Source organism: Lawsonibacter hominis, assembly GCF_014287895.1.
Classification (GTDB): domain Bacteria; phylum Bacillota; class Clostridia; order Oscillospirales; family Oscillospiraceae; genus Lawsonibacter_A; species Lawsonibacter_A hominis.
Window position 1 is genome coordinate 1 of record NZ_JACOPP010000001.1, and the last position, 24372, is coordinate 24372.

The 24372-nt window shown below is 59.4% G+C and carries 24 protein-coding genes; 5 read left to right on the plus strand and 19 right to left on the minus strand.

What is annotated here, in order from left to right:
* Nucleotides 1-297: transposase (locus H8S57_RS00005; protein WP_186906075.1), on the plus strand; the 297-nt coding region annotated here is incomplete at its 5' end.
* A gap of 149 nt (nt 298-446) precedes the next feature.
* Here H8S57_RS00005 and H8S57_RS00010 read toward each other — a convergent pair.
* The 7 genes from H8S57_RS00010 to H8S57_RS00040 form a co-directional block, all read right to left on the minus strand.
* The gene (locus H8S57_RS00010; RefSeq protein WP_186906076.1) at nt 447-1343 is read right to left on the minus strand and encodes a sensor histidine kinase; all 897 of its coding nucleotides are present in this window, start codon (nt 1341-1343) and stop codon (nt 447-449) included.
* 287 nt (nt 1344-1630) lie between these two features.
* Nucleotides 1631-2386 carry an ABC transporter permease subunit gene (locus H8S57_RS00015; RefSeq protein ID WP_186906077.1) on the minus strand — a complete coding sequence of 252 codons (756 nt, stop codon included), beginning with the start codon at nt 2384-2386 and terminating at the stop codon, nt 1631-1633.
* Nucleotides 2387-2407: 21 nt separating this feature from the next.
* Nucleotides 2408-3163 carry an ABC transporter permease gene (locus H8S57_RS00020; protein WP_186906078.1) on the minus strand — a complete coding sequence of 252 codons (756 nt, stop codon included), beginning with the start codon at nt 3161-3163 and terminating at the stop codon, nt 2408-2410.
* Entirely contained in the window at nt 3156-4079 is a 924-nt protein-coding gene (locus H8S57_RS00025; RefSeq protein WP_186906079.1) for an ABC transporter ATP-binding protein, read from the minus strand. The genes H8S57_RS00020 and H8S57_RS00025 overlap by 8 nt, the downstream gene beginning before the upstream one ends.
* Nucleotides 4080-4161: 82 nt before the next feature.
* Nucleotides 4162-4869 (minus strand): response regulator transcription factor, encoded by a 708-nt coding sequence (locus H8S57_RS00030; RefSeq protein ID WP_186906080.1) that lies wholly within the window; start codon nt 4867-4869, stop codon nt 4162-4164.
* Nucleotide 4870: 1 nt separating this feature from the next.
* On the minus strand, nt 4871-6595 hold the full coding sequence (locus H8S57_RS00035; RefSeq protein WP_186906081.1) for an Rqc2 family fibronectin-binding protein: 1725 nt from the start codon (nt 6593-6595) through the stop codon (nt 4871-4873).
* Complete coding sequence (locus tag H8S57_RS00040; RefSeq protein ID WP_186906082.1) at nt 6586-6999, minus strand: Mini-ribonuclease 3; 414 nt, start codon at nt 6997-6999, stop codon at nt 6586-6588. Before H8S57_RS00040 ends, H8S57_RS00035 begins: the two co-directional genes overlap by 10 nt.
* Nucleotides 7000-7085: 86 nt before the next feature.
* On the opposite strand from H8S57_RS00040, the gene H8S57_RS00045 reads away from it, so the two are divergent.
* Both H8S57_RS00045 and H8S57_RS00050 read left to right on the plus strand, forming a co-directional pair.
* The gene (locus H8S57_RS00045; protein WP_186906083.1) at nt 7086-7706 is read left to right on the plus strand and encodes a superoxide dismutase; all 621 of its coding nucleotides are present in this window, start codon (nt 7086-7088) and stop codon (nt 7704-7706) included.
* A gap of 71 nt (nt 7707-7777) precedes the next feature.
* Entirely contained in the window at nt 7778-9154 is a 1377-nt protein-coding gene (locus H8S57_RS00050) for a PepSY1/2 domain-containing protein (RefSeq protein WP_186906084.1), read from the plus strand.
* Nucleotides 9155-9284: 130 nt separating this feature from the next.
* On the opposite strand, the gene H8S57_RS00055 is transcribed toward H8S57_RS00050, so the two are convergent.
* From H8S57_RS00055 to H8S57_RS00105, 11 genes are all read right to left on the minus strand, one after another.
* Nucleotides 9285-10178 carry an EamA family transporter gene (locus H8S57_RS00055; RefSeq protein ID WP_186906085.1) on the minus strand — a complete coding sequence of 298 codons (894 nt, stop codon included), beginning with the start codon at nt 10176-10178 and terminating at the stop codon, nt 9285-9287.
* A gap of 19 nt (nt 10179-10197) precedes the next feature.
* Nucleotides 10198-10617 (minus strand): aconitase X swivel domain-containing protein, encoded by a 420-nt coding sequence (locus H8S57_RS00060; RefSeq protein WP_186906086.1) that lies wholly within the window; start codon nt 10615-10617, stop codon nt 10198-10200.
* A 2-nt stretch (nt 10618-10619) separates the two neighbouring features.
* Nucleotides 10620-11834: an aconitase X gene (locus H8S57_RS00065; protein ID WP_186906087.1), complete on the minus strand. Its 1215-nt coding sequence runs from the start codon at nt 11832-11834 to the stop codon at nt 10620-10622.
* A gap of 36 nt (nt 11835-11870) precedes the next feature.
* Entirely contained in the window at nt 11871-12539 is a 669-nt protein-coding gene (locus tag H8S57_RS00070; RefSeq protein WP_243204621.1) for an RraA family protein, read from the minus strand.
* 99 nt (nt 12540-12638) lie between these two features.
* On the minus strand, nt 12639-13253 hold the full coding sequence (locus H8S57_RS00075) for an RraA family protein (protein WP_186906088.1): 615 nt from the start codon (nt 13251-13253) through the stop codon (nt 12639-12641).
* Between the two features lie 101 nt (nt 13254-13354).
* On the minus strand, nt 13355-14809 hold the full coding sequence (locus tag H8S57_RS00080) for an aldehyde dehydrogenase family protein (protein ID WP_186906089.1): 1455 nt from the start codon (nt 14807-14809) through the stop codon (nt 13355-13357).
* Nucleotides 14810-15078: 269 nt separating this feature from the next.
* Nucleotides 15079-16395: an NRAMP family divalent metal transporter gene (locus H8S57_RS00085; RefSeq protein ID WP_186906090.1), complete on the minus strand. Its 1317-nt coding sequence runs from the start codon at nt 16393-16395 to the stop codon at nt 15079-15081.
* A 62-nt stretch (nt 16396-16457) separates the two neighbouring features.
* On the minus strand, nt 16458-17627 hold the full coding sequence (locus H8S57_RS00090; RefSeq protein ID WP_186906091.1) for an iron-containing alcohol dehydrogenase: 1170 nt from the start codon (nt 17625-17627) through the stop codon (nt 16458-16460).
* A gap of 145 nt (nt 17628-17772) precedes the next feature.
* Nucleotides 17773-18438: an RraA family protein gene (locus H8S57_RS00095; protein WP_186906092.1), complete on the minus strand. Its 666-nt coding sequence runs from the start codon at nt 18436-18438 to the stop codon at nt 17773-17775.
* 1 nt (nt 18439) lies between these two features.
* Nucleotides 18440-20080: an FAD-binding protein gene (locus tag H8S57_RS00100; protein WP_186906093.1), complete on the minus strand. Its 1641-nt coding sequence runs from the start codon at nt 20078-20080 to the stop codon at nt 18440-18442.
* A 27-nt stretch (nt 20081-20107) separates the two neighbouring features.
* Nucleotides 20108-21313 carry a 4Fe-4S binding protein gene (locus H8S57_RS00105; protein ID WP_186906094.1) on the minus strand — a complete coding sequence of 402 codons (1206 nt, stop codon included), beginning with the start codon at nt 21311-21313 and terminating at the stop codon, nt 20108-20110.
* A gap of 476 nt (nt 21314-21789) precedes the next feature.
* Here H8S57_RS00105 and H8S57_RS00110 point away from each other — a divergent pair, with 476 nt between their 5' ends.
* Both H8S57_RS00110 and H8S57_RS00115 read left to right on the plus strand, forming a co-directional pair.
* Entirely contained in the window at nt 21790-22383 is a 594-nt protein-coding gene (locus tag H8S57_RS00110; protein WP_186906095.1) for a UbiX family flavin prenyltransferase, read from the plus strand.
* 4 nt (nt 22384-22387) lie between these two features.
* A complete protein-coding gene (locus tag H8S57_RS00115) occupies nt 22388-23050 on the plus strand; it encodes a GntR family transcriptional regulator (RefSeq protein ID WP_186906096.1) in 663 nt (220 codons plus the stop codon).
* A 376-nt stretch (nt 23051-23426) separates the two neighbouring features.
* On the opposite strand, the gene H8S57_RS00120 is transcribed toward H8S57_RS00115, so the two are convergent.
* Nucleotides 23427-24356: a tocopherol cyclase family protein gene (locus H8S57_RS00120; RefSeq protein ID WP_186906097.1), complete on the minus strand. Its 930-nt coding sequence runs from the start codon at nt 24354-24356 to the stop codon at nt 23427-23429.
* Nucleotides 24357-24372 lie beyond the last annotated feature (16 nt).

The window sequence follows — 24372 nt, forward strand, 5'->3', positions numbered from 1 at the left end:
ATGAAACTGAAGGAGGCTGCCAGGAAGGTAGAGGATGGCATTGAGGAGACTCTTACCTACTGCGATTTTCCCAGCGAACACTGGACTCGCATCCGCACCAACAATGTCATTGAGAGGCTCAACCGGGAGATCCGCCGCCGCACCCGTGTGGTGGGTAGTTTCCCGGATGGTAACTCCGCCCTCATGCTGGTCTGTGCCCGCCTGCGCCATGTGGCCGGCACCCAGTGGGGCAACAAAAAGTACATGAACATGAAGCACCTGGAGGCTGCCGTTGAGGACGCCTCCATTGCTGGCTGACTTCATTCATTCCAGAGCCTGCAAACCAATTTGCGCAAAATCCTTGACACTACCTATTTCGACGAAAGGTACTCCAAATGCACAAATAAGGTAAACGGGATCGCTTCTCTTTTCTCCATTGCCGTACGCTTCCCACAGGCGGGGCGGGCTCACAGCTTCCATCGGATGCACACGAAAAAGAACGCCCCGTCCAATCCGGCCTCCAGACCGCAGCCCATCTGGTCAGCCAGCGCCTTGACGATGGCCAGTCCCAGGCCGGTGTTGCGGCCGGTGCGCATTTTGTCCGCGGTGAAGAAGCGGTCGAACACATGGGGGATATCCTCCTGCGTAATGCCGCCGGAACCGTTGCGGAACAGGCTGACCACCGCATCCCCCTCCCGAAACAGACGCACCTCCATCTGTCCCTGACCATGGTCCAAGGCATTGCGGAGCAAATTGGTGAATACCCGCAGGACCCCCGACGGATCCGCCGTCACGCTGGGCAGTCCCTGGGCCAGATCCACCGTTACATCGAAGCCCGCATCGGTAAAGTCGTTGTAAAAGGCCGCCAGCAATCCGGAGAGGCTGGTATACAGGTCCACCTTTTCCCGCCGGAGCGGGTACTCCCCGCTCTCCAGCCGGGACAGGTCGTAAAAGCTGGTGATCAGGCTCTGGAGGGCTTTGGCGCGGCTAGCCACCACCGTCAAGTACTCCCTCCGCTCCGCCGCCGGCAGCGCTTCGTCCTCCAGCAGCTGGAGATAGCCCAAAATGGAGGTGAGCGGAGTGCGCAGGTCGTGGGAGACATTGGCAATCTGCCGGCGCAGGGAACGCTCCCGCTCCCGAAAGGAGGCCCGGTCGGCCTGCCGCAGCTCCAGCAGTACATTCACCGCGTCCAGCAGTTCCTCCGCCGCGCGATTGGGCGCGGCCAGACGCAGACGGGCGGCGGAATCGGTGCGCTCCACCTCCCGCAGCTGTTGGGCCGCCCGATGCAGCGCCCTGCGCTGGCTCCAGACCCATATCAGCAGTATGACGCAGGCCAGCGCCAGCGTCACGCACAAGATCCGCATCCCAAATTTCCCCCGCTTTCCATACTAAGGGCGCGCCGGCGGGCCGGCGGGCGGCATTGCCGCTCTTCCGACACGCCCGGGCGCGCCTTTTTTGAATCAGAAGACTGCCGAGGCTGCCGGCACGGCTGCGCGAACCTTTCACCTCGATTTCCCGCAAAATGGCCGGCAAACATTTCGTGATCGGAACGGCGGCGGCCAATGTCGATTCCGCAGCCTGGAAAGCCCGCCGGCGTGACGGCGCAGCCCGCCCGCCGCGCGAAAACAGATCCTTTTCCGCTTCTTTCCCGCTAGCGCAGGTCCATCCGCCGGAAGAACAGCAGGCCCGCGCCCGCGCCGACCGCCAGCCAGCCCAGTCCGACCCCCCAGCACCAGAGCAGGTACTCCCCGCTGATCCAGCCGCTCGGCAAGCCCGATATCAGCAGCGTGCACGGTATGAGAACCGCCTGAAGCAGGCGAAACGGCCAAGCCGCCATGTTTCCCCCGAAGAAACCGGCTGCCAGAACGGTCAGGATCGGCTGGCCAATGAAAAAGGCGACGTAGTAGCCCGCCATCCATACCGCCGTGCTGCGCACCAGCAGAGCCAGTGTGTGACACAGGGCAAACATGCCGCACCACAGCGGCACGGCCCCCAGCAGGCAAACGCCCACCCGGTACAGATTGGACCACGCCGCATCGGGATCTCCCCGGGGAAGCAGCAGCCTTCCAGTGGCCAGTACGCCCCCCACCAGGATCAGGGCCAGGAGCAGCCCCAGCAGTAGCCCGGCCGCCAGCTTGCCCCAGTAGATCCGTCCCCGGCTCAGGCCGAACGAGAGCTCGTTTTTCAGGGTATCCCGGCTCCCTGCGTCCACCAAATGGGCCAGCAGCGGGGCCAGCGGCATCCCGGTGACCATGGTGAGGGAGACCCCGGCGGCCAGGTCGGCAAAGTAGCCTCCGCTGAACAGCCAGCCGTACAGGTGCGCGCAGAACAGCAGCAGCGCCGCCAGAACGTAACAGCTCTTACGCCGGAAGACCTTCCACAGCTCCGCCTTGATATAGTTGAGCACGGCCTTCCCTCCTATCCGGGCCTACCGGATCTCTTTCCGCCGGAAAATGGCCAGTCCCACGACGGTGGACCCCACGCACCAGACCGCGCCTACGATCCAGCACAGGCCCACGTAAGGCCAGTCAAACGCCATGCTGGCCAGCGTATCCAGCATGACGCCGGGCAGGAAGTGCCGGATGCATTCAAAGACCGGGCTGATCAGCAGCCCCAGCGCCTGAAACACACTGGCCAGGACCACCAGGATACCGATCGACAGGAAGGCGGCCATGGTACTGCTGCGTACCAGGAAATAGCAGGCCATCACCAGGGCCTGGCCGCCCAGCCAGAGGGGGAAGGCCCCCGCCAGGCAATAGCCCAGCAGGCTCCAGACCGTCCCATCACTCCCGTCATGGGGGAAGAGCAGCCAACAGCCGCCCAAATAGAAGCCGATCAGCACCACACAGGCCGCCAGCGCCACCAACATGGATACCAGCAGCTTGCCCAGATAGATGCGCCCGCGGGGCAGGCCGTAGGACACCTCGTTTTTCAGGGTATTGTGCTTGTACTGATCGGAGAAGACGATATCTCCGGTGATCAGGGTGGCGTAGAGACCGAAGCTGAGGATGGCAGCCACCATGACGGCGGTGGAATGGAAACTGATATTCGTGTTGCCCCAGGAATAGGTGAGCCAGGAGCCCAGCAGCAGCAGGCTTTCCCCGGCCAGGCAAACCAGCAGGGCAATGTAGAGGTACTTGCGGCGGAAGGCCTTGGTACACTCGGCGCGCAGGTAATCAGCCATGACGGGCACCCCCGATCATGGACAGGAAGTAGTCCTCCAGATTGGCCCCCCGGCCCTCGACGCCGCCCAAGGACACGCCGCCCTCCACCAGCGCCCGGGTGACCTGCTCCGGCCGGTCCAGGCAGTCGTACAGCCGGATCACATTGCCCGGCAGCACCTCGTAGTCCCGGACCTCCAGGTCCCGCTCCAGCACCAGGGAGGCTTTGGCCGCATCGTCCACGTGCAGCTCGATGCACGCCCGGCATTTGGTCTCCAGCGCCTTGGCGGTGATCTGCTCCAGCATCAGGCCGTTGTCGATAAAGCCGTAACAGGTGGCCAGATTGGAGAGTTCGGACAGGATGTGGCTGGAGATCAATATCGTGGTCTGCCGCTGGCGGCACAGATCCAGCAGGATGTTGCGGAACTCCACGATCCCCTCTGGGTCCAGACCGTTGATGGGCTCGTCCAGCAGCAGCAGGTCGGGCCGGTTCATCAGCGCCAGCGCCAGCCCCAGGCGCTGCTTCATGCCCAGAGAGAAGTTTTTGAACTTCTTCTTCCCGGTACCGGCCAGCCCCACATCTTCCAGCGCCTCCTCCGTCACATGCCGGCCGGGGATGCCCCGCTGGAGGCGGTAATATTCCAGGTTCTCACGGGCAGTCAGGTAGGGGTAAAAACTGGGCGTCTCCACCATGACGCCGGTGCGCTGGCGCATCTGGCCCAGCTCCCTCTCCCCGGTGGCCCCGAACAGCTCGATCTCCCCGTCGGTGGGGATGGTCTGGGCTGTGATCATACGGATTATGGTGGTTTTGCCCGCACCGTTGCGGCCCACCAGGCCGTAGATCTGCCCCTGCTCCAGCGACAGATCGACATGGTCCACCGCCAGGTGGTTCCCGTAGCGCTTGGTCAGTCCCCGCAGCGCCAACACAATTTCTGACATTTGGCATCAGCCTTTCTCTTGGATTGTGATGCCAGTATACGCGCAAGGCAACAATTTGCCTTTAAGCAAAGATGAAGAAAGCTTAAAGAGGTTCGTCCTGCCCCTCCGCCAGCTTAAAGCCGATGCCCCAGACCGTTTTGATATATTCCCGCTCGCTGGCGCGGGCCAGTTTGGCGCGCAGGTTGGAGATGTGGACGTTGACGGTGTTGTCGTCCCCAACATACGCTCCGCCCCACACCTGCTCATAGAGCTGCTCCCGGGTGAAGACCTTTTTGGGGTGTTCCATCAGCAGCGTGAGGATATGAAACTCCCGGGCGGTGAGCGGCACCGGCGTTCCCGCCGCGGTGACGCTCACCCCCTCCCGGTCCAGGACCAGATCCCCATGGGTGAGCACCGCGCCGGCCGCGCCGCCCCGGTCGAACTGCTTGTAGCGCCGCAGCTGGGCCTCCACCCGGGCCAGCACCTCGGCATTGTCAAAGGGTTTGGGAAGAAAGTCGTCGGCGCCCAGCCGGAGCACGTTTACACGGTCCTCCAGCGCCGCCTTGGCGGAGAGGACGAGGATGGGCATGGTCTTTTTCCGCCGCAGCTGGGCGATGAACTCCTCCCCGCTCAGTCCGGGCAGCATCAGGTCCAGCAGCACCAGGTCATAGTCGTACCGCTCCGCCCAAAGCATCGCTTCGCTGCCGGAAAAGGCGGGGCGGCAGTCGTAGCCCGCCCCTTCCAGGATCCGGCACAGCAGCTTATTGATATCCGCATCGTCTTCCACCACAAGGATATGACAGGTATCCATCTCATTTCACCCTCAATCGCTTGGCCAATTCCGGGTCCGGGTCCACCACGGCGGTCTGATAGGTGGAATAGACCACCATGCCGGGCCGGGCTCCCGCCGGCTTTTTCACATATTTCACCGGGGTATAGTCCACCGGCACCTTTTTGCCGTCCCTGGCCTGGGAAAAATACGCCGCCAGCTGGGCCGCCTCGGTCAGGCTCCGGGCGTCGGCCCCGCCCCCCTCCAGCCAGAGGATCACATGGGAGCCGTGGATCTTTTGGGTGTGCAGCCAGAGGTCGCTCTTATAGGCCTGCTTGGTGGTGAGCCGGTCGTTTTGGCTGTTGTTCTTGCCCACCGAGATCCGCAGACCGGCGGAGGAGCGAAACTCCATGGGCTTTCCGGAGACCTTCCGGCCGCGGTCTTTGGCCTTGCCCGGGCGGCGGAGATAGCCGGTCTCGGCCAGCTCCTGCCGGATCTCCTGCAGATCCCGCTCCCCCTCCGCCAGGGAGATATTCTCCAGAACGCTGTTCAGATACTCCAGCTCCCGCCGCCCCTTCTCCATTTGAAGGGCAAGCATCTGCCGGGCGGTCTTGGCCTTGTTGTACGCCCTATAGTATTTGGCAGCATTCTGCTGAGGGGTGAGCAGGGGGTCCAGGGGGATGTCCGTCTGCTTCCCCTCCGGGTCATAGTAATCTACAGCCCGGAAGGTGCTCATTCCCTTTTGCATCGCGTGGAGATTGGAGGTAAGGAGATCCCCCAGCTCCCGCTGGCGCTCCCGCGTTTCGGTCGCCTCCAGCTCCTTTTCCTGGTTGGCCAGCTTGCGCGCCGTCCGGTCCCGGGCGCTGGTCACCGACTTGACCAGATCCTGCCCCCGCTGGCGCACCCGCTCCATCTGCTCCCGCTCCTCGTAGAAGCCGTCCAGAAGCTGCGAAAAGCTTTCCTGCCGGCGGCTCTCGGTCTGGGGCCCGTACTGGAGGATGGGCAGAAACGTAACGTCCGTCCCCTTCCCTTCCCGCACCAAGAGATAAGGGGCGAAGTCCTCCCGCCGGACGGCGTCCAGCAGCTTTTCCAGCTCCCGCGCCAGGGGCTCCCCATCCCCGCCCGCCCGGAACGCCAATTCCCGGGCGATCAGGGGCGACAGACCGTTGAAGGTATCCAGCAGCAGCTTGTCCGCCTCCCGCCCGGTGGGGTTGTCCAGCGCCCGGCGCAGGCCTTCGCCGTCCAGCGCCATGGGGTCCAGTTTATCCGGCGCGGGGGGCAGGCGGTAAAACAGGCCCGGCAGCACCTGGCGCTGGCGGGACATGTCGCCGTCCACCCGGCGCAGGCAGTCGATGATACGCCCCTCCCCGTCCAGCAGGATCAGATTGGAGTTGCGGCCCAGGGCCTCTAGCACCAGGCGGCGCTCCACCCGGTCCCCCAGCTCGTCGATGGTCTCCAGACGGAAGTCCAGCAGGCGCTCCATGGGGGGCTGCTTCAGCTCCAGAATGCGCCCGCCCAGCAGGTGCTTGCGCAGCAGCATGCAAAACATGGGCGGCGTGTCCGGGTTCTCCCGGTTCCGGGTCGTCAGGTGGGCCCGCGGGTGGCCCGGGTTGGCCGAGAGCAGCAGGCGCACGTTCTCCCCCCGGCCCCGGATGCAGAGCAGCAGTTCCTCCCGGGCAGGCTGATAGATCTTGTCGATCTTCCCCCCCAGGAGAGAGCGGCGCAGTTCTCCCGCCACGGCGGTCAGGCAAAGGGCGTCTAGCGGCATGGGTTCTCCTCCATCATCTGCTCGAACAGTTCATTCAGCCGTTCCGTCCGGCCCTGAAGCCAGAGCCAGCCGAACAGGGCCTCCAGTCCGGTGGCGGTCTGATAGTCCGCCCGGCTGGCGTTTTGGGGCACGCTGTGGGGGCTGGTGTTGCGGCCCCGGCGGAACACGTCGGCCTCCTCCCCGATGAGCTGCGGCAAAATCTTCTCCGCAGCCCTGGCCTGGGCCGGCGCGGCCACATAGCCCACAGTGGCCTTATGCAGCCCCCGGGAGGTGGCCTTTCCGTGCAGGCACAGCCAGGAGCGCACCATCAGCTCGAACACTCCGTCCCCCAGATGGGCCAGGCCCAGAGTGCTGATGGCCCGGACGGCGTCCGGGCGGGTGTTCAGATGAAAATAATTGGTCATAGGTATGTTTCCTCATTTGATACGAATAATATTAGACAGAGTATACCGCAAAACCGCTGGAAAAACAACCGGGAAGGATGAATCCTATGGAACTGCGCTATCCTTATCAGCTTCCTCCTCTGCCCTATGCCTACGACGCACTGGAAGATGAGATCAGCGAAAAGACCCTGCACTTTCACCACGACAAGCACTTGAAGAGCTATATCGACAATCTGAACACCGCCCTGGCCGACCGCCCCGAAGAGCAGAACAAAACGCTGGAAGAGCTGCTCCGGCACCTGGACTGTCTCTCCGAGCCCAAGCGCACCGCCATCCGCAACAACGGCGGCGGGGTATACAACCATCTGCTCTACTTCAACTGCCTGAGTCCGGAGCGGGGCCTGCGGCCCTCCGGCGGCCTGGCCGCCGCCCTGGAGCGGGATTTCGGCTCCTATGACGACTGGCGCGCCGCGATGAAGGCCGCCGCTCTGGGCCAGTTTGGCTCCGGTTACGCCTGGCTGGTCTGCGAGCGCTCCGGGGCTCTCTCGGTCCTGAAGACCGCCAACCAGGACTCTCCCCTGTCTCTGGGGCTGTGGCCCCTTCTGTGCGTGGACGTGTGGGAGCACGCCTATTATCTGGATTACCAGAACCGCCGCCCCGACTACGTGGAGCGCTGGTTCGAGCGCATCCACTGGCCCTTCGTCCAGCAGCGCTACGAACAGCGGTAACATTTTCTTGTCCCGCTCGTGAGAAAAAATGCCCTCTTTTGGTGAAACTACCGCCAAAGGAGGGCGTTTTTATGAATCGAAGAAGCCACTGGCGCCGCCGGACGCGGATCCGGGCGGCCAGCTTTTTGACGGCGGCCTTTGCGGTCGTATTGGGCTTTGCCGTCCAAAACCACATGCGGGCGCAGCAGTACCAATACCTGCTGGACACCGGCTACCGGCATGCCTTTGCGGAGCTTGCCACCGCGGCGGGCGAGCTGGATACCGCCCTGCAGAAGGCGTCCTACGCCACCACGCCCGCGCTGTTCTCCAGCCTGTGTACGCAGGCCTACGGCAAGGCGCTCTCCGCTCAGATGGCCCTGGGCGAGCTGCCCTACGGCAATGTGGAGCTGGAGCAGACCGCCGCCTTTCTGGCCAAAGCCGGAGACTACGCCATGGCGCTCTCGCGCGGCGCTTACGACGCGCAGACGTGCACCCAGGAGGAGCGTTCCGGGCTGCATGCGCTGGCCCAGACGGCGTCCACCCTGGCCGATGCGCTGCAGAGCCTCCAGTCCGACCTGGACGGCCGTACCGTCACACTGGAGGATCTGGAGGCGGTACGCTCCCGCCTCTCCGGCGTTTCCGGCGCGTCTGCTCCGGTCACGGCGGGCTCCGCGTTTCAGACGGTGGAGGCAGATTTCCCGGAGGTGCCCGCCCTGGTCTACGACGGCCCCTTCTCCGAGCACTTGTCCAACCGCACGCCCAAGTGCCTGGAAGGGCTGCCTCTGGCGGGCCAGGATGAGGCCCGGGCGGCGGCCGCGGCCTTTCTGGACCTGCGCCCGGAGATCTTCACATTGGTCTCCGACGGGGCGGGCGCCCTGCCCACCTGGGGCTTCTCCGCCGCGGTGGACGGCGGAGAGGTGTATGTAGAGGTCACGAAGCAGGGTGCTCAGGTGCTCCAGGTCACCAACTCCCGGCCCGTTTCCGGAGCCGCTCTCAGCCGGGAGGCGGCGATCCAGGCGGCGGCGGAATTTCTGCTCCAACGGGGTTATGCGAATATGGATCACAGCTATTCCATCGATCTTGGCGATGTGCTCACCGTTCACTTCGCCCCCCGGCAGGACGGAGTATACTGCTACCCCGATCTCATCAAGGTGTCCGTGGCCCTGGATAACGGGGGGCTCATCGGCTTCCAGTCGGAGGGTTATCTGATGAACCACCGGGTCCGGGACCTTCCCGCTCCCGCCGTCACCGCCGATCAGGCGCGCAGCGCCGTCGGGGATGCGCTGAAGGTACTTGCCCATCAGCTTGCCGTAATCCCCACCGGCGGCGAACACGAGGTGCTCTGCCACGAATTCAAGTGCGAAACGGAAACCGGCAGCCATATGCTGGTCTACCTCAACGCCGCCACCGGCCAGGAGGAAAATATCCTGCTGCTGCTGGAGGACGAGAGCGGCACCCTCACACTCTGAGGCCCCGGCAAAATCAGTGCCCCGGGATACCCGCACAGGGGTACCCCGGGGCACTGTGCCGCCTTCCGGCCGCGAAGCTGTGCCAAGCGGGCAAACGAACCGGCTGAGCGCTCCCGGCGGCTCCCCGCGCTCAAAAGCAGGCCAGCAGCACGGCGCCCAGCACGGTGCTCAGCGCGCCGGCCACAAGCGCCGTGGTGGGCTTTTCCTGCCTGCCCAGCAGCAGCCGTCCCAGCAGCAGCGTAAACAGCGGCTCCGCCGCCGTCAGAGAATTGGCGATCGAGAGCGGGATCATCTGCAAAGAGGTAAACAGGAAATAGAGCGCCACGCTGGTGCTGAGTCCGGACACGGCATAATCCCGGTCCAGATGACGCAGGGCCTGCCGCAGGATACCGGGTCCGGTGATCAGCAGGAAGACGCTCAGCACGCTCAAGGCGCTGAGCGACCCCACAAACACGCCCACGGACGAGCTTGGGATCGCACTGACGCCCAGCTTTCGGAACAGGTTGCCAAGGGCCAGGAACAGGCTGGCCAGCAGTCCAAAAAGAACGCCCCGCACGGCCGTCCCGTCCCAGGCGGCGCCGCCCTGGTTCCGGCGGGCCCCGCCTATGGCGATGGTCAGCACGCCGCACAGCACCGCCGCGATCCCCAGCCAATCCAGCGGGGCGATCACCTCGTGCAGCAGAAAGACGCCGCACAGCAGCGCGAATACCGGCGTGGTGGCCTTCACCACCCCGGCCCGGGCCGCCCCCAGCAGGGAGACCGTGTAAAAGAGCAGCCCGCGGCCGATCAGGCTGTTGCACACCCCGCCCAGCACAAAAAAGACCATCCCGCGGACTGTGACCGGCGGGAGCGGCTGCGCCAAAAGGCCGCCCAGGAACATCATCAGATTGATGACGGTGTTGACCAGCAGCGAGCAGTACAGGCCGCCCAGAATACCGACCTGCGCCCGCTGCTGGGCACGCCGGGCAAATACCATCCCGCAGCTCCATCCGGCCGCGTTGATCAGGGCAAACAGTTCACCCATCGCAGCTCACCGGCCCCGGTCAGCCTTTGGGCTGCTTCGGAATAACGGTGACGGTTCCTTCCGTTGCGTTCAGGCGGACGTAATCCCCCGTATGGATCTGGCCGATGTCGATGCGGTCCACCATCGGCAGGTCGGAGACGATGGCGCCGATGACCACGATGGATTCCGCCTCGATATTGACGATGCCCAGAGGACCCACGCCGTTTTTCACCAGATCGTAGAGCATGTAGGAGCCGCCGGTGGAACCTTTGGACATGGGGAACACCAGCACCTTCCCCTTCAGGCACGCTCCCTCGATCTCATGCTTGCGTTCGATGACGTAGCCGGTCTTGGGGTTGATGGTTCCCATGAAAGAGATCGCATCGTTGGTGACCAGGGCCTCGCCCTCTACGCAGCCCTCCACGATGCATCTGCCTCTCAGAACTTTTTCTTCACACATGGTTACTCCCCCCATTTCCCGTCGATGGCCGCCTGGATACACTCGGCGGTATTCAGCAGCACGGGCTGCAGATTCCACAGTCCCGGCGCGTAGTGGGCCATTTTCCCGGAGTTGGTGGCCACGGTCTTGTAGCCCCGCTGGGTCAGCGTGCAGCACAGTACCGGACAGGTGTCGCAGATGATCTCGCCGCCCGCCGCCTGGATGTCCTCCACAAAGCCCATCCGTTCGGCCAGCTCCCGCACCATGCGGGAGGTGCACACCCACAGATCGCTGTTCAGGCGCTTGCCCCGGACCAGGCCGGCGATCTCCTCAAATTCGCGGATGGACACATGCGGACAGCCCAGGACCACGAAATCGATGGGGCCCTTCTGGCTGAATTTTTCACAAACCTTGTCATAGGCCGCCTGATCGAAGACCACCGGCTGGATCTCGTCGCCGATGACGTCCTGCTTCGTAGGCGCTTCCGGCGTGAAGCCGACCACATGATACAAGGCGACCGCGCCCGCCGAGGCCAGGGCCGCACCAAGCGCCTTGAACTGCTCCAGAGTGGGACGGCGCTTGATCCCCTCAAAGACCGGCACGTCTTTCCCGGCCAGCTTGCCGCCGAAATACCCCAGTACGGCAAAGTCCTTATCGGTCTTCAGGTCCACCTCCACCCGGATCAGGTGGGTGCCCTTCCGATTCTCATCCAGGTGGTAACCATAGGCCGGTACCCGTCCGGTGATCGCGGCGGCCAGGGCGGTAGGTCCGCCCTCCCGGTTGGTCCGGGCGCCGATGACCGAATTGACGAATGCCACGGCGGAGGACTCGCCCCAGGCCACGTGCTCTCCGAACATGGGCAGGTTCCCGTTCAGATAGGGGGTACAGCTGTTGGTGGGGATGGCGCCCATCTTCTCATAAGCTCTGGAGAGCTCCAGCTGCTTGCAGGAGAAGTCCTCCGGGAAGCCGATCTGCTTCCAGTCCTTTTCGTCGATGCCGATGGTGTTCAGCGTCATGGGCACTTGGAACACGGCGTCCTTGCTGGCGTCCTCCACATAGCCCAGGCCCGCGTCCCCTGCCACCCGGTAGCTGACGCCGGGGGAATGGACGTTCTTTACTTCGATCATGTGATCCGCGCCGTAGATCTCGCCCAGTGCGACCAGCACCTTCATGGACCGCCGGACCGTCTCGCCGTAGGCGCCGTCCAGCATTTTTTGCTCTTCTGCCGTTAAATGCATACGTTTCCATCTCCCAGTATGTTGGATGTGGGACTGTCAGGTCTCCTCACGGGTCTGCAGGTTGTGGTAATGCACCTTGGCGCGGGCCTCCCGCAGCGGTACGCCGCGGGCCACGCTTTCCTCGATCACCGCCTCCTTGGCGGCAATCTCTTTGGCTACTTCCAGAACGCGCGCGGCTTTTTCCTGGGGGATCACCACAACGCCGGTGGCGTCGCCCACCACCAGGTCGCCGGGCGCTACCCGGACGCCGGATACCGCTACCGGGACGTTGATCTGGTCTACCTCCACCCGGTCCTTTCCGGTGACCATATAATGGCCTTTGGTAAAAATGTTGTAGTTCAGCTTATGGACGGTGGGCAGATCCCGGCAGACGCCGTCGATCACCGTCCCGGCGATCCCCTTGTGGGTGGCCGCGATGGACATCAGGTCCCCCCAAACGGTACACCAGGTCCGCCCGCCGTTGTCGATGACCACGACCTCGCCCGGCTTCACATCATCCAGAAAATCGCCCACGGTCCCCTTCACGGTCCCACAGGGAACATAATGCACGGTAAACGCCCGGCCGCAGAGCGCCGAGTCGGGATTGACGGGCTTGATGCCCTCCAATCCGCAGGGAATGCCCAGCCGGTCCATTGCGTCGGACAGGCAGCAGGTGTCCATCTGGCGGAATTCTTCCACCATCGCGTCGGTAATCATAGGTTCCATCATTGCGCGTCCTTTCCGGTTTCGGAAAGCCTGTTTGTACCCCCGCGGAGGAGCGGTGCGCAGCGGTTTTGAGCGGGCTGCAAACGGGCTTTCTGTGCCTCAGAGAATTTTAGAGAATTGGTAGATCTCGGCGGTGGTCCTGCCCTGCTTCAGTTCCTCCAGGACCCGGACCTCCTTCCGGGCGATAGCCTCCGCGCCCTCCAGCACCGCTTCGATGTTTTCTTTTGCCACCACGACCACGCCGTCCCGGTTTCCCACGACCAGATCGCCGGGCCGCACGGGCACGCCGCCGCAGACGATCGGGATCTCGGTCTGCCCCACCGTTTCCTTGACCGTGCCGCCGGGATTAAAGCCCCGGGAAAACACCGGGAAGCCCAGCGCCTGGATATCGTCCGCATCCCGGCAGGTACCGTCGATGACCAGACCCCGAATCCCCCGCTGCATGCAGGCAAAGCACATGATCTCTCCGATATGGCCGCCGCCGGTATAGCCGCCCGCATCAATCACCAGCACGCTGCCGTCCGGCGCCTCTGTAATGGCCTTGTGGATGGCCAGATTGTCGCCGGGGTGACAGCGCACCGTGTAGGCGCGCCCCACCATGTGCAGGCTGGGGTCCACCGGCCGGATGGCCGGATCCATGCTCCCCCGCTTTCCGTTTGCATCGCAGATATTGCCCAGCGGAAGGCGCTGGAAGCGCTCCATGACATGTTCCATCGTTTTTCTCTCCTTTTACCGGCCGCAGATCAGCTCTTCCAGATCTACGTCCTCTGTACCCGGGACCTCCACCGTCTCCGGGAAGCCTTTCAGGGGCAGGCCTACATCTTCGGTTCAAATGGCATTTTTTTATCGGCATATTGCATCGTAATCCATTTAAGTTCAGTATAATCTTCAATGGAGTATCTACCGCCTTCCCGACCATAACCACTGTTTTTGATACCGCCAGACGGTGCTGTGATACCACTTACAAACGTGGTGTCATTGATATGAACCATGCCGGATTCCATATTGAGCCCCAGCTTAATTGCAAGTCGCATGTCATAGGTAAGCAATGCAGAAGAAAGGCCAAACTTATTATCATTACACAATGCAAGCGCCTGTTCAGCGTTCTCGACACAAAAAATTGACGTAACGGGCCCAAATGTTTCCTGATAAAAAATATCCATTTCAGGCGTTACTTCGGCTAAAATTGTCGGCTCATAAAAAGTTCCCTGGTGCTTTCCCCCAGTCAATATTTTAGCTCCTTTTGAACGTGCATCCTGAATTTGTCCATCGATAAAATCACACTGCTCATTGCTGATCAGCGGGCCGATAATGGTATCCGGATCATGGGGATCTCCTATTCTGAGCGTACGGGCGTATGCTACCAATCCTTCACAAAAAGCATCATAAATGGGTGCCTCTACAATAATACGGGAAGACGCCATGCAAACCTGTCCCTGATGATAAAACGCACCATATCCAGCAATTTTAATTGCCTGCTCTACATCATAATCGCCGAGAATTATCAGAGGGTTTTTACCCCCCAGTTCCATCGCAAATTTCTTAAGATGATAGCCAGCTTTCGCTGCAATACTGCGGCCAACCGGGCTTGAGCCAGTAAACGTCACGCACTTAACCCTCTGATCTTCCACCAGTTTATCTCCTACAATATCTCCCGGTCCCGGAATCACGTTCAAAACCCCCGCCGGTAAACCAGCTCTTTCAAAAGCAGTGGCAATTATATACCCCGAGAGGGGAGTAACAGAAGCAGGTTTGAGAATGAAGGTATCGCCTGCTGCCAACGCGTACGCAAGCTTTTTTACCGCTAAAATAACAGGATAGTTAAACGGCGCAATTCCAGCTACTACCCCAAGGGGAACCCTTACAGCAAGGGATACTTGATCCGCGCTGGTTGGCTGATTAATTTCTCCCTCAATCCGTCGACATTCTCCAGCTGCCACGCGAATAACGTTTACAGCCCCTGCCAACTCAGAGCGGGCCTTTGTATAAGTTGACCCACTTTCACAAATCATTATTTCGATAGCCTCATCAACCATTTTCTCAAGGCAATCTGCCGCTTTCCATAAAATCTGCTCACGCTGTGCAGCCATAGTCTTGGACCAGCTGGTAAAGGCGCGTTGTGCACTTTCCAACGCCATTTCTGTCTCAAGTTCACCTGCCAAGTGAACTCGGGCAAATGTAGTACCATCTGCAGGATTAATATCATTAATTATTTTTCCGCTCGTCGTCTCAATCCATTTCCCATTAATATACAGCTTGTACTCTTTCATACTCTCAACCTTTCTAACTTTATAAAGCATGACGTTGGTAATTATCTATATTGTGACATATTCAGTATTTAGAGACATGAGTTCAAATGCTAAAAATTTGTCTTGAAATTGCCGTGGCTCTTTGGTACTATTGGTAAAAATATAAGTATTAAACTCTGTAAAAGGCCTGTCCGAATTAATCAGATGTGCTTAGGAGGAAAGCTGCATCCAGAAATTTCATATCCGGATGCAGCTTTAGGAGTGAAATCTCAGCAAAAGAGAATCTTATTTTAGAATGTAAAGATGCTTACTGCGGAGTTATACGCGCTAAAACAAACCACAAAAAACATGATGGCAATAACAATGTTAGTGACGAAGTTATTCTTATATTCACCCATAATCTTTTTACTAGATGTCATATACCAGAAGGCCAGAATACCAGGTGGCGTGACAAGGTTATTCAAAGACATCGCCTTTGTCAGCAGGGATAATGCTCCTCCAGAGACGAAAGAGGCTACAATAATGGCAGGTACTCCCAAGTAAACAGTCAGTGCAATCTGACACTTTCTATCTTTTAAATCCACGCTCTTTCCCATTAGGGCTAACAACGGAATCAGTCCAAAAAATGCGCAGCCAGCAGATGTAGTCATAACGGCCCCCATCCATCCAATGGTAAACACGTAACCGGCAGCGGGACCACATAGCGGAGCAAGCGCCGCTGCAGCTCCGGCGACTCCAGTAATGGGCTCACCAGTCTTGTAGAGAACCGCTGCAGCAACAGAAAATACGAAGAAGCTAAACAGGCCAAACAAAACAACAGTAAAGACAACGGCATCCATCTTGCCGTATTTTAGCCACTCCTTGTTATTGCGGTTATTTGAGATAATAGCAAAGCCGTGATATACATAGATGTATAGCCCTGCTGCACCACCAATAATACCCGCAATACTGGTCCATTGCTGTGAATCTGGAAGTAGTCCCTCCCATCTTGGGGGGAAAGACGGAATGATACCAAGAAAAATATCTTTGATATCGGGCAACGCGATAAAAAATGTGATAGCGAAGCAGATAAGCATTGCAGTCAGCATAACACTGGTTAGTTTCTGCACAAAAGAGAATGAGCCACCCAAGAAATATGCAGCAACGATAACTACAAATAGTATGATTGTGATAATTAATGAGGCTCCGGAACTCAGTCCCTCACTGCCGCCTACTTGACTTAACGTGGTAACTGCAGTACGCAATCCGCGCCCTTGGGCCACCATAACACAGAACTGGGTTACAAAATTGAAGATCACCAGTACCCAAGCAAGCCAACCCCAGGTGTGCTTTTTTAATGCCTCCACGGGAGAAAGCCCTGTCACACAAGTAAGTTTTGTACTAATCCAAGTGGCGACATATGCAAAGACAATGCTTAAGATAACCGCCCAGAAAAAGGAAAAATACCACCCTGATCCAGATGTTACAAGTGCGGACATCGTACCCGGGCCAATAATCGTCATGGAAACAATAACAGCGGGACCAATCTTAGACAAATAGTCGCGAATACCTACCTTTTTTTCAGTCATACTTACATCTCCCTTTTTGTTTTTTATTTCGTAGTTCATCTATTGCGACTAACTGCAGACTCTCCTCCATAGATAAACTTGAAATACAATAGGTGCAGGGATCAATAGGACTGCTGGTAAATCTTTACTGCCTGTTCCACCGTCATGGGGCGTGGATTTGTATTGACGAGGCGCCCGTTGGATTCAATTGCAATTTTCCCCATCTCTAAAAAGCGGTCCGGCGTAATGCCCGGATAGTCGCGCAATTTAGTAGAAATGCCAACGTCGTTAATTAGTTGTTCAATGGCATCAATGCCAGCCTCTGCTGCATCTTTAGCGTCCATGGCACTGACATCTATCAAATTCAGGCTACGAGCAATTTGTGCAAAGCGTTCCTCATGTCCTAGCTTATTGAATCGCAATACATTAGGCATACTCATCCCTTGAGCATTGCCATGCGGATATCCAAACAGAGTGGTAAACGGATATGCCAACGCATGCACACATCCGAGGCCGGAGCCGCCGAAGGCCATACCAGCCAAAAAACTGGCACCCATCATACCCAATCGCGCTTCTCGGTTCTTTCCGTTTTGATATACCTCACGCAGATGCTTTCCAATCTGATTTAACGCTGTCAACGCAAAATTGTCAGTCACAAAATTACTGTTGGTAGCCATATATGCCTCAATGGCATGACACAGTGCATCAACACCAGAACCTCCTGTCACAGATTTTGGCATACCAATAGTCATATCTGAATCCAGATAGACGATGTCGGCCAGTACATATCGACTCCAAATTGCCTTCTTGGTATTATTGTGATGATCGCTTAACACAATAGATGGACTACTCTCACTTCCACTTCCAGAAGTCGTCGGAATCAAAACTTTATGTAAACCTGGTCGTTTAATAGTTTCCATGCCAAATAGTGAATCAATATCTACGTTATCTGCGACACACAAAGCTACTGCCTTGCAAACATCCATAGCACTTCCGCCGCCCAGCCCAATAAAGGTATCGCATTTCTCTTCCTTTGCATAGGCAATGCACGTCTTCACTGTTTCAATCGATGGTTCTTGCTCCACATCGGAGAAGAGACAGTAGCGAATATGTTTGGCTTCCAGCACATTCTGTACAATTTCGGCTAATCCAGCTTTGACAATACCGGGGTCTGTAACCAGCATAATCTTTCTGGCATGAATCATTTCTAAGTCGCCGGATAAGAAGGTCGAGATGCACTGGTTGCCCATTCTCACCACAGAAGGGAAGCGCAACAGAGAAATATTGCTCATATCAAGACTTCCTCTCATCAAAGTTTGGCCCCATTTAAACACAGTTAATGAATCTTAAATGAACAAAGCAGTCCCCCTTGGTCAGGTAAGCGTATTTAAACGCTTTCTGTTCAATATTTAACGGTAAGATACGCAACTCATATGATTACTTCAGCATCCGCTCATACTGGAACGCCTCGTCCACCTCAATCATGGTCTTTCCTGCGCGGATCTGCGCTACCATCCCCTCTTCCTTCCGGAAGAGCTGCTCGGCCTTATCCAGCACCTGGTCCACCCATTCCGCCGGGACCACTACCACGCCGCTCTTATCGCCCATGACAATGTCTCCGGGGCGGACCTGAACGCCGCCGAACTGGACCATGACGTTCGTGGCCTCCTCCTGGACCCGTCCGCGGGCCGTGGCCACCACGGTTCCGCGGGCGTAAACCGGAAAATTCAGCTCTACGCAGTCATCCAGATCCCGGCAGGCGCCGTCGATGACCACGCCGGAGATGCCCTTCACGCTGGCCCCGGTGGCCAGAACGCCGCCCCAGCAGGAGGTGTCGATCCGTCCGCCGTTATCCACCACGATCACATCGCCCGGCTCCGCCGCGTCGATGGCCCGCACACCCAGATGATATTTGCCCTTGGTCTGGCCCGCGGCGGTCATCTTCAGCGTTACCGCCGGTCCCAGGACCTTCTCCATGGTATGCCACATAGGCCGGATGCCGTAGGTGGCGCCATGGATGCCCAGCGCATCCATGGCGTCGGAAACATTTGTCGTCGAGAGCGCCGCGAAGCGCGCCCGGTATTCTTCCGTAAACCGTTCCATATCATTTCGCCTCATTTTCATCTTGGCACAGTACCGCTTCCCCGTCGGCGCCCCGGCGGAAGACCAAACGGCGGCGCCATTCCGGCGCTGTCTCCGGATGATCCTCCCGGTAATGGGTGCCCCGGCTCTCCGTCCGGGTGAGCTGCGCCATGGCGAACAGTCTGCCCAACAGCAGACGGTTGCGCAGCGGTGCGGAGATGCCCGGCCGCAGGTGCGCTCCGGTAAAGTCCAGCACACGCTGAAGTCCCTGGCTATTGCGCACCACCGTCAGGTTCTGGTAGTACAGCCGCTCGCTCTGAGCAATGAGCGCCCGCTCCTCCTCGTCAGGCTCCAGGCGCGGTCCCGCTTCTTCCAGGACCACCGCCGCAGCCGGCGCAGAGGCCGCATGATCCGCGGCGGCCCGTCCGGCGCGGTAGCCGAAGACCTGGGTATCCGTCAGATTGTTTCCGCCGGGCCGGTCCGACCCGTGGACGCCCCCGGTGATCTCCCCCGCCGCGTACAATCCCTCGACTCCGGTGAAGCCGTTGGTGTCGATCAGGATCCCGCCGTTGAAGTTCTGCACCGCCATGGTGACCTGCAGCGGTTCCACGGCACAGTCGATCCCCGCCCGGAGCAGCGTGTTGTACGTGATGGGCGCCTTGGCCAGCAGTTCTTCCCGGGTCACGTGGGACACGTCAAACCATATGCCGCCCTCTTCGGTGCCCCGGCCCTGGGCGATTTCCTGGAAGATGCCGATGTCCACATACTTGGCGTCTGTACGGACCGAGAAGGGATAGGACATGGCCTTCCGATCCAAAGCCTCCTCCGGGGTCGTGCCGCCTTGGCAGTATCGCGCCAGGAACTCCGCGCCATCGCGGTTGGTAAGCTTGGGCAGAAACCGCCACATATGGCTGTGGATAATAAAGGTAAGCCCCGGGCAGACCACCGCCGGACCGATCTGGAAAAACTCCATATTGACGAACCGGCACCCGGCCTCATAGGCCATAGCCCAGCCGTCTCCGGTCTGGGTCGGCGGCGTGACGTTGACGGAAAAAATGCTCCCTGCGCCCCCGGTGGCCAGGACGACCGCCCCGGCGCGGATTCGCAGCGCACCAGCCTCATCCCGACCCCAGGCGCCGCAGACACGGCCGTTTTCCTCCCGGCAGAGCCCCAGTATGGACACCTGCTCCAACAGGCGAACGCCCTGTGCCAGCGCGGCCTGCTTGAGGCAGCGGGTAATCTGACGCCCTGTGCTGCCGCCGCAGGTCAAAGAGCGGGCCCTGGTGCACCCGGAGAGCTTTTGCTGCTCCAGATGCCCGCCCCTGTGCGCGAAAGGAACGCCAAGCTCCGCCAACTCCCGTACCCGGTCGGCAGCCTCGTGGGCCAGGACCCAGCAGAGGGCCGAATCGCCCAGCCCTCCGCCGGTTTGGAGCGTGTCCTCCAGGTAGATCTCCGGATCGTCCCCGTCCCCCTCACAGTTGAAGGGCGCGTTGATGCCCAGAGCCTCCGAGGCCACCATATTGGTGCTGCCGCCGGTCTCATACCGGCCGGTGACGGCCAGGCACACCTCTAATTCCGGGTGCGCCCTCTTGGCCTCGTAAGCGGCTCTGGTGCCGGCGGCGCCGCCGCCGACCACCAGAACGCCGCATTGAAGTTCTCTCACTTGCAGGACCTCCTGGTCAAAGCAACATTAATTCGCCCGCTTCTGGGGAGAGGTCATGGACACGGCGTTGGCCGGGCAGACCTCCATGCACATGCCGCAGCCGTCGCACTTGTGCTGGTCGATGACCGCGCCGCACTTGGTCAGGGTAATGGCGTCATAGAAGCAGCTGCGCTTGCACACGCCGCACTTGGTGCACTTGTCGTAGTCCACCTTGGCGTACACGCCCTCGGGCGCGCGCTCCACCTGAGCGGTCTTCAGGACGTTGGGCAGGGCGATGCCGCGGATATCGTCCAGAGAGCTGTAACCGCGGGCATCCAGCCACTGGCTGATGTGCTCGTTCCACTTCTTGGCCACGTCGTACCCCTGGAGCATGATGCCCACGCCGGACTGCACCAGAGAAGCGCCCACCATGGTGTACTTGATGATGTCGCGCCAATCCCACACGCCCAGACCGGCGATGATGGGAATGCTCAGCTTGTTGGCGGCCAGCGCGCAGTTCTTCAGGCCGTAGCCGATGAAGTAGGGGCCACCCCAGCCGCCCTGGGCGCCGGGGCCCACGGGACGGGCCTGATCGATATCCAGGTCAAAGCCGGAGAAGCGTGCAGACAGGTTGATGCACTGGGCGCCGGCTTCCTGGCAGGCCAGCGCCACGGAAGACTGATCCACGGTCTGGGGAGAGACCTTGACGCTGAAGGGCTTCTTCAGCAGGTTGGCGCAGGTACGGACCACGTCGGCGGTCATATCCACGGCTCCGGCGCCCATCTTGACGCCCATGTCGGCGGCGAAGGGGCAGGATACGTTCAGCTCCACCCAGTCGGCATTGGTCTCGTTCACCAGGCCCACCATCTCCTGCCACTCGTCCAGGGTAACGCCGGACAGGCTGGCCATGACGATGCCCTTATCGCCCACTGCGTCCTTGGCCCGGTTTACATCCTCCATGTACTCCTGGTAACCAAAGTGGGAGCACTCCTCCAGGGAGTTCAGCGTAAACGCATGGGGCAGGGACTGGGGATAGCCGGGATAGGTCTTGTAGTCATAGAGCTTGAAGCGGGGACGGGGGAAGTTGCGGCCCAGCTTGCCTTTTTCACCGAACAGGGACTTCACGATCACGCCGCCGGAGCCGCCCTCAATGCCTTTCTTGACGCCGATCCAGTCCATAGAAGGAGAGGCAGAGCCCACAATAACAGGATTGGGGAACTCCACGCCAGCCACGTTTACCTTCAGATTCGCCATATTCTTGTTCCTCCTTAAGCAATTCTGATTGAATACAATGAGCATACAATTTAGAACAAAAAATAAATTGTTTGAAGTTTTTTATTGAAATTGTATTTTCATTGTATACAACCTTGTGTCACATATTCTAGCGGAATCTCTGGTATATTTCAATAGCCTTTTTCATATTTTTCGCCTCTAATTGGTCTTTTTCGATAATTTCATCGCTTCCGCTAAAATGTACAAGGTTGTTTTAGTTATTATTTTAAAGCGATAAATAGAAATTAAATGCATTACTTTTTGTATAAAAGCAAATATGTCCGTAAAAAAGTTCTTATTTTGACCAAAAACTTAAAAATTCAAGATTTTACCTTGACATGGAATGTCAAATGGTCTACAATAAGCACAGATTGTATACAATGTGAAGAGGAATTTTAACGTGCAGCACCGCTTGTACTCTCATTTTGGGGTGTGAACCGACAACAAGGAGGGGTCGTATGGAGCGTCCACGTATCGTGGTGGGCATCTCCGGCGCCACCGGCGCCATTTATGGAATCCGTCTGCTGGAACTGCTGCGGGAATGCAGTGATGCAGAGCTCCATCTGGTGGTCAGCCGGTGGGCGGAGGAGACCATCCGCCTGGAGACGGACTACACGCCGGAACAGGTCCGGGCCCTGGCCGATGTGTCCTATCAAGCCGACGCACTGGGGGCGGCCATTTCCAGCGGCTCGTTCCGCACGATGGGAATGATCATCCTGCCCTGCAGCATGAAGACATTGAGCGCGATTGCCAACGGGTATGACCATGATCTTCTCGCCCGGGCGGCGGACGTGACTTTGAAAGAGGGCCGCCCGCTGGTGCTCTGCCCCAGGGAGACGCCTCTCAACGCCATCCACCTGGAGAACATGCTCAAGCTGAGCCGCCTGGGAGTACGGATCGTGCCGCCCATGCCCAGCTTTTATCACCGCCCCAGACAAATCGAGGATCTGATCCGTTATCAGGTGGTTCGGGTGCTGGACCAGTTCGGGCTCCGCGCCGGAGAGGACGGCCGTTGGGGCGCAGCACCCGCTGAGTCGAAAGGAGAAACGTAACATCATGGGAAAACGCGGTTTAAAAAATGTAGCTTACGATTATTTGCTGGATGCGATCATGTCTTATGAGCTGAAGCCAGGGCAGGCCATCGTCGAGCAGGACATATCGGATCGGCTCAACATCAGCCGCACTCCGATCCGGGAGGCCTTCAAGCAGCTGGAATCCGAAGGGCTGGTCCGCCATCTGCCCTCCCGGGGGACCTTTGTGACCAATCTGACCGTGCAGGACGTGGAGGAGATCTTTCAGCTCCGGGAGCTCTTTGAGATCACCGCCCTGAAAAGTGCGATCAACTGCATCACCGACGACGAGCTGGACTACATTGAGGACCGGGTGCGTTATCTGGACGATAAAAAAAGCGAAGAACCCCCCACGCAGGAGGCCTTCTATCGCTCGGACCGCGACCTGCACATGATGATCATGAAATATTCCGGCAACTCCCGCATGATCAAATTCCACAAGACGCTGGAGGCCCAGCTGGAGCAGCTGCGCCGGATCTCGGCCATGACGCCCAAGCGCCTGGTAAAATCCCGGCAGGAGCACCTGGATATCATCTATGCCCTGCGCACGCGTGATCTGGTCAGCGCCACCAGGCATCTCTCCATCCACCTCCAGAACATCAAGGAGAGCACGCTGAACGTCTGCAGGAACATGGTCTCGCAGTACTGACCGCCCGCCAGGCACAATCGCAGAAAAACGCCAGGTGTGGCACCAATGCATATGGCTCGGCCCGCAAGCGGCTTCGACACGCTTGGGAACATCTCAGGCGGGGGGCCTCTGCAAAACAGAGGACCCCCGCCTCAGCTTGTCGAAAAAGGCCTTTTTCGACAAGGGGATACATGACGGCCAGGGCTCGATTCCTTCGGAAAAGTCGCCCTGGCCGTCATGAGAGGTGTCATTTCCGACGCGCATGTCGCCGGAAATGACGGAGCTTCCTTTCCTTCCGTCGTCTGTGGACGACGGAACTCTGCGAGGCCTTCCCCCGGGAGGTTTTTTGACAGGCTGAGGCGGGGGGCCTTTGCAAAACAGAGGACCCCCGCCTGTTTCAATCGCTCCACACGGCTGATGCGTCCGGCCGGTACGCTTGCTCCGCAAACTCAAAGCTGGCATGCGCATCGGTATGCTCGAACAAAAGCGCGTTTTCCTTCCAAAACCGGTAGCGCACTTTGGCGCTGAGGCGTTCGTATATGATGCGGCCCATACCGCCTTCCACGGGGGCCCGCAGGGGATGTCCCCGCCCCTCCAGCACTTCCGCCTCCAGGCGGTACCGCCCCTGACGGATCAGCGCTCCGCCGCCGGACCATCGCTCGACCCGGGCGCCCTGATAGGTGGCCAGGCGGTATTCCCGCCCTTGATGCAGCACCGCGCAGATACATCCGGTGAAGCTCCCCGCCGCCAGCGGTATGTCCGCAATGGAGAGCATCAGGCTGCTGCACCGCGTCTCCCGCCACGCGCATTGGGTCCAGAGATAAGCGCTGGGAAAAGACCGCCCGCGGTCCGTCTCCACATAACCGGTACCGCCGGTAAAGTCCATGGCCGCGCCGTTCAGGGTCAGCGTTCCTTCCAGCGTATGGCCCATGCTGATCACACCGTGGCGGCACTCCATTCCCGGCAAAAAGCGGAATGGCCCCATAATGTCCGATTTGAGCGGCGTAAAGGGGCCGCAGAGCAGCGCTCCCCGGAGGGAAAGTCCGCTTTGCTCCACGTTCAGCCAGATCCCCTTGCGGTTAAAGAGGTTCCCATCCAGCCAGATCTGGAACACGCCCTCAGAGGCCTGCAGCGCCGCATCCGGATATTCCGCCCACCAGGCCCCGCCGTCCGCAATGACCTGGAGGGAGGCGCTGCGCCGCCCCGCACGGTCGACGTGCAGGGCGGGAATCAGCGCCAGGCCCCTTCCGTCCTTTGTCTGGCACTTCAGATACCAGCCCTCAAAGTAGGGGCCCGCCCGTCCTGCGCCATGATAATACTTCGCCATTCCGTTCCCCCTCCGC

Excerpts from the sequence above, each read along its gene's own strand:
- H8S57_RS00010 (WP_186906076.1), bottom strand. The coding sequence starts at position 1,343 with ATGCGGATCTTGTGCGTGACGCTGGCGCTGGCCTGCGTCATACTGCTG.
- H8S57_RS00020 (WP_186906078.1), bottom strand. The coding sequence starts at position 3,163 with ATGGCTGATTACCTGCGCGCCGAGTGTACCAAGGCCTTCCGCCGCAAG.
- H8S57_RS00025 (WP_186906079.1), bottom strand. The coding sequence starts at position 4,079 with ATGTCAGAAATTGTGTTGGCGCTGCGGGGACTGACCAAGCGCTACGGG.
- H8S57_RS00030 (WP_186906080.1), bottom strand. The coding sequence starts at position 4,869 with ATGGATACCTGTCATATCCTTGTGGTGGAAGACGATGCGGATATCAAT.
- H8S57_RS00035 (WP_186906081.1), bottom strand. The coding sequence starts at position 6,595 with ATGCCGCTAGACGCCCTTTGCCTGACCGCCGTGGCGGGAGAACTGCGC.
- H8S57_RS00040 (WP_186906082.1), bottom strand. The coding sequence starts at position 6,999 with ATGACCAATTATTTTCATCTGAACACCCGCCCGGACGCCGTCCGGGCC.
- H8S57_RS00045 (WP_186906083.1), top strand. The coding sequence starts at position 7,086 with ATGGAACTGCGCTATCCTTATCAGCTTCCTCCTCTGCCCTATGCCTAC.
- H8S57_RS00050 (WP_186906084.1), top strand. The coding sequence starts at position 7,778 with ATGAATCGAAGAAGCCACTGGCGCCGCCGGACGCGGATCCGGGCGGCC.
- H8S57_RS00055 (WP_186906085.1), bottom strand. The coding sequence starts at position 10,178 with ATGGGTGAACTGTTTGCCCTGATCAACGCGGCCGGATGGAGCTGCGGG.
- H8S57_RS00060 (WP_186906086.1), bottom strand. The coding sequence starts at position 10,617 with ATGTGTGAAGAAAAAGTTCTGAGAGGCAGATGCATCGTGGAGGGCTGC.
- H8S57_RS00065 (WP_186906087.1), bottom strand. The coding sequence starts at position 11,834 with ATGCATTTAACGGCAGAAGAGCAAAAAATGCTGGACGGCGCCTACGGC.
- H8S57_RS00070 (WP_243204621.1), bottom strand. The coding sequence starts at position 12,539 with ATGGAACCTATGATTACCGACGCGATGGTGGAAGAATTCCGCCAGATG.
- H8S57_RS00075 (WP_186906088.1), bottom strand. The coding sequence starts at position 13,253 with ATGGAACATGTCATGGAGCGCTTCCAGCGCCTTCCGCTGGGCAATATC.
- H8S57_RS00080 (WP_186906089.1), bottom strand. The coding sequence starts at position 14,809 with ATGAAAGAGTACAAGCTGTATATTAATGGGAAATGGATTGAGACGACG.
- H8S57_RS00085 (WP_186906090.1), bottom strand. The coding sequence starts at position 16,395 with ATGAACTACGAAATAAAAAACAAAAAGGGAGATGTAAGTATGACTGAA.
- H8S57_RS00090 (WP_186906091.1), bottom strand. The coding sequence starts at position 17,627 with ATGAGCAATATTTCTCTGTTGCGCTTCCCTTCTGTGGTGAGAATGGGC.
- H8S57_RS00095 (WP_186906092.1), bottom strand. The coding sequence starts at position 18,438 with ATGGAACGGTTTACGGAAGAATACCGGGCGCGCTTCGCGGCGCTCTCG.
- H8S57_RS00105 (WP_186906094.1), bottom strand. The coding sequence starts at position 21,313 with ATGGCGAATCTGAAGGTAAACGTGGCTGGCGTGGAGTTCCCCAATCCT.
- H8S57_RS00110 (WP_186906095.1), top strand. The coding sequence starts at position 21,790 with ATGGAGCGTCCACGTATCGTGGTGGGCATCTCCGGCGCCACCGGCGCC.
- H8S57_RS00115 (WP_186906096.1), top strand. The coding sequence starts at position 22,388 with ATGGGAAAACGCGGTTTAAAAAATGTAGCTTACGATTATTTGCTGGAT.
- H8S57_RS00120 (WP_186906097.1), bottom strand. The coding sequence starts at position 24,356 with ATGGCGAAGTATTATCATGGCGCAGGACGGGCGGGCCCCTACTTTGAG.